The organism is Wolbachia endosymbiont of Drosophila bicornuta (genome assembly GCF_028982105.1).
In the GTDB taxonomy this organism is placed as follows: Bacteria; Pseudomonadota; Alphaproteobacteria; order Rickettsiales; family Anaplasmataceae; genus Wolbachia; species Wolbachia pipientis.
In genome coordinates, this window is record NZ_JAPQLF010000066.1 from 1 (window position 1) to 3884 (window position 3884).

General features: G+C 35.9%; 5 protein-coding genes and 1 tRNA gene. 4 read left to right on the plus strand and 2 right to left on the minus strand.

The genetic code is table 11. The annotated features are described in order from the left end of the window. Positions 1-31: 31 nt before the first annotated feature. Positions 32-160: a hypothetical protein gene (locus OZD68_RS01545; protein WP_275008824.1), complete on the minus strand. Its 129-nt coding sequence runs from the start codon at positions 158-160 to the stop codon at positions 32-34. 3 nt (positions 161-163) lie between these two features. Between OZD68_RS01545 and OZD68_RS01550 the strand changes: the two genes are divergently transcribed. After that, positions 164-379, plus strand: coding sequence for a hypothetical protein (locus tag OZD68_RS01550; protein WP_182309634.1), 216 nt, complete (start codon positions 164-166; stop codon positions 377-379). A 63-nt stretch (positions 380-442) separates the two neighbouring features. Here the strand turns inward: OZD68_RS01550 and nuoI are convergent, their stop codons facing one another. Next, positions 443-925 (minus strand): NADH-quinone oxidoreductase subunit NuoI, encoded by a 483-nt coding sequence (gene nuoI / locus OZD68_RS01555; RefSeq protein ID WP_041573606.1) that lies wholly within the window; start codon positions 923-925, stop codon positions 443-445. A gap of 222 nt (positions 926-1147) precedes the next feature. Between nuoI and mnmE the strand changes: the two genes are divergently transcribed. The 3 genes from mnmE (at position 1148) to OZD68_RS01570 (ending at position 3796) form a co-directional block, all read left to right on the plus strand. Next, complete coding sequence (mnmE, locus tag OZD68_RS01560) at positions 1148-2476, plus strand: tRNA uridine-5-carboxymethylaminomethyl(34) synthesis GTPase MnmE (protein WP_182309633.1); 1329 nt, start codon at positions 1148-1150, stop codon at positions 2474-2476. Positions 2477-2523: 47 nt separating this feature from the next. Continuing rightward, positions 2524-2611, plus strand: a tRNA-Ser gene (locus OZD68_RS01565). A gap of 168 nt (positions 2612-2779) precedes the next feature. Beyond that, positions 2780-3796 carry an NAD(P)/FAD-dependent oxidoreductase gene (locus OZD68_RS01570; RefSeq protein WP_182309632.1) on the plus strand — a complete coding sequence of 339 codons (1017 nt, stop codon included), beginning with the start codon at positions 2780-2782 and terminating at the stop codon, positions 3794-3796. Positions 3797-3884: the final 88 nt, after the last annotated feature.

Here is a 3884-nt window from a genome sequence, read left to right on the forward strand (position 1 = left end):
ATAGCTTCATAAATTTATTGTGCGTTACCTACTATCCGAAGAGCGATGCAACAAAGCCCACTGGGATCCATCTTATTTTTATAATGGAAATTATAGCACTTCTCGCAATAGTCCGAATAGGATAAGATATGTGCTTATGGCTATGGTAGAGCAGTAGCATATTATGATCTGTTCGGATTATTGTAAAAAGAGCTATAGTTTAACGTATGCTCCTAAAATCTGTTGTCCATTGCACAATTTGCAAATATTTTTATACCTGGACCCCAGTGTCAAGCACTGGGATGACACCTTTGTGTTTGAGGCAAAACAGGCTATAACATTTAACATACTGCCCTCGCAAACAAATGTTCGTACAGTTGTGTATCAGCTACTTGGATGACACCACCCCTAGTGGGCACTGCCCTTAAATCATAATGGATAACAGGGTTATAAGCTCTGAACATTAATAATAAGGTCTATTCTTTTTTAACCTGAGTGCAATTGCGTCTTCCCAAATTTCACCATTACGCAATAACTTTTCTTTATTGTACATTAGCTCCTCTCTCGTTTCAGTAGCAAATTCAAAGTTAGGACCCTCCACAATTGCATCAACTGGACATGCCTCTTGGCAAAGCCCGCAGTATATGCATTTTGTCATGTCAATATCATAGCGTGTGGTGCGACGACTACCGTCTTCTCTTTCCTCTGCTTCAATAACTATTGCTTGAGCAGGGCAGATAACTTCGCATAATTTACAAGCTATGCACCGTTCTTCACCGTTTGGATACCTACGCAACGCATGCTCACCACGAAACCTTGGACTTAAAGGGCCCTTCTCCATAGGATATCTTAACGTAACCTTTGGTTTGAACATATATTTCAATGTAATAGCAAACCCTTTGATTAACTCTGCAAAAGACCAATACCAAGCTAATTTCTTGAGCATAAAATATTTAAAACTTGTGTCAGTCACTATAAATCATATTATCAGTTTTCAAAATAAATATTTTCACCTGGGTGACTTTTACAGCTTTTCTATATAATACATTCACTAGTATGATAGTACTGCATTAATATAAACTAGCAAGATAGATAAAAATTTTGAATATTTTCAAATTAGGTATTTTGGTTTCTTAAGTGTAATATTGCTAAGTAGTTTATATAAATAATGACAAACACAAATGAAACTATTTTCGCTTTATCGACCGTATTTGGTAAGTCAGGAGTTGCAGTAATTAGAATTTCAGGCAACTATGCGCTTAAAGCTTTAAATCATTTTCATATTAAGAAAGAAATTAAACCAAGATTTGCTACTTTAGTTGATCTATATGATGATTTCAATCAATTGATAGATAATGGAATAATCATCTATTTCCCTGCTCCAAACAGTTTCACTGGCGAGAATGTTATAGAGTTACAAGTGCATGGAAGTAAGGCAGTCATAAAAATCATCTTGGAGGAATTATCAAAAATTTTCGTTATGGCCATGCCTGGAGAATTCTCACTTAGGGCTTTTCTAAATGGTAAATTTGACTTAACTCAAATAGAAGGAATTGCAGACTTAATTGATGCTGAGACGAAAATGCAAGCTAAACAAGCGATTAAGCAGATATCAGGAGAATTGGAGAGACTATACAGCAATTGGAGGCAAAGATTAATAACGATACAATCCAAAATCGAAGCATATATAGACTTTCCAGAGGATGTTTGGACAGAAAAAAATGAATTGGAAAAAATTAATAATGAAGTGCGAGCTCTTGTGCGGTTGATACAAGAGCATTTAAATGATAATAGACGGGGTGAAAGGTTGCGTGAGGGTTTACATGTTGTAATAACTGGTAAACCAAATGTCGGTAAATCAACTCTGTTTAATTTCTTAGCCAAGCGTGATATTGCTATTGTTTCTGAATATGCAGGCACAACAAGAGATATACTTGAAGCTCATATTGACATTGGCGGATACCCAATCATTCTCTCTGATACTGCTGGAATTCGTGAGAGTTCAGATCCAATAGAATCAGAAGGTATAAGTCGAGCGAAAAAGAGGTCTTTTGAAGCTGATTTAAGAATAGAACTGTTTCCTTTTGAACAGCGTCATAATATCAATTGCAACGTTGTAAATAGCGATACTATTTATGTATTGAGCAAAGCTGACGATGTTATCAATAATCACAATATAAAAATTAATGGCATAGATTTTCTACCTATTTCTATTTTAAAGGGAATAGGTACAAACAAATTGATCTCTCTCATAAAAGAGAAGGCAGAGGAAAAATTTGGGCATGGTAGAGACACTCCTGTAATCACTCGGCAAAGACATAGGAATCACATGCAGAAAGCACTGGAACATTTACAACGTTTTAATATCGATAATCCAATTGAGTTGATATCTGAAGATTTGAGGCTTGCTGCATTTGAACTTGGTGCGGTGATTGGAATTATTAATGTTGAGGAAATATTGAGTAGTGTGTTTAGCAACTTTTGCGTGGGCAAGTAAAGCTTTTATAGATTGCTTAAAATCAAATGTTGTGATAGAAAAGAAATGGACGGATGGCCGAGCGGTTTAAGGCACCAGTCTTGAAAACTGACGTACGTGATGAGCGTACCATGGGTTCGAATCCCATTCCGTCCGCACAGCATCTCGCTATGCTAGCTGATTTTTAGAGCTTATTTGGACTATGTGGTTCATAACGCTGGAAATCTTATCTAATCTAGCCACATCTTTTAAAAATACGTCCCTTTGTAAATTGACCTTATTAGCGAAGAAAGCTAATATCTATAAATAGATTACCATCTGAATATGAAAACCGATATAGTAATAATAGGTGCAGGACCTGTTGGAATATTCACTGCTTTTCAAGCGGGAATGCTTGATATGAGATGTCATGTAATAGATGTTTTGGATCAAGCAGGAGGACAATGCACAGCTCTTTACCCAGAAAAGCCAATATACGATATACCTGGTTATCCTGTAATTACTGCCCAAAAATTAATTGAGCAGCTAATGGAGCAAGCTTCGCCATTTAAGCCTATTTACCATTTAAGTCAAAAAGTAGAAAAGATTTCAAATAACGAAGGTGAAAACTTTACTATCATAACGAGCATAGGTACAGAGGTAAAATGTAAGGCTGTTATTGTTGCTGCAGGTAATGGAATGTTTGAACCTAACCGTCCACCCTTAAGTGGTATATTAGAATATGAAAATAAATCTGTATTTTACAGTGTAAATAAAATTTCTGATTTTCAGGATAAAACTATAGTCATTGCAGGGGGGGGTGATTCTGCAGCTGATTGGACTGTAGAACTTTCTAAAGTTGCAAAAAAAATTTATGTGATACATAGGAGAAAGGAATTTCGCTGCACTCCTGAAACTAGAAATAAATTAGAATCACTTGAAATTGATGGAAAAATAGAACTGGTAGTGCCATATCAATTACACGAACTAGCAGGAGGTAATGGGCAATTGAGCACAGTGATAGTAAAAAACATTGCCTCTAAGGAAGAAAAAGAAATATCCGCTGATTTTTTGCTGCCATTTTTTGGATTGTCAATGAATCTTGGTCCAATAAACAATTGGGGTATACAGTTAGAACATAGCCGCATAGTTGTCGACCCAGCTACACTTAAAACCAGTAGAGATAGGATATATGCAATCGGAGATATAGCTATTTATTCAGGCAAACTAAAATTAATACTAAATGGTTTTGCTGAGAGCGCCATGGCTTGTTATGACATATACAAAGTAATCCACAACTCTCCAGTCAATTTTCAATATTCAACTTCAAAGGGAATTCACGGGAAAGAAAAACTTCCTTGACAAACCTTGCCAGCTCCCTTATCATGAAACTGAAGCTATTGTATTTGCTTTCGCCAATCTGCAGATTAAAAGGTAAGGATTACTTAAT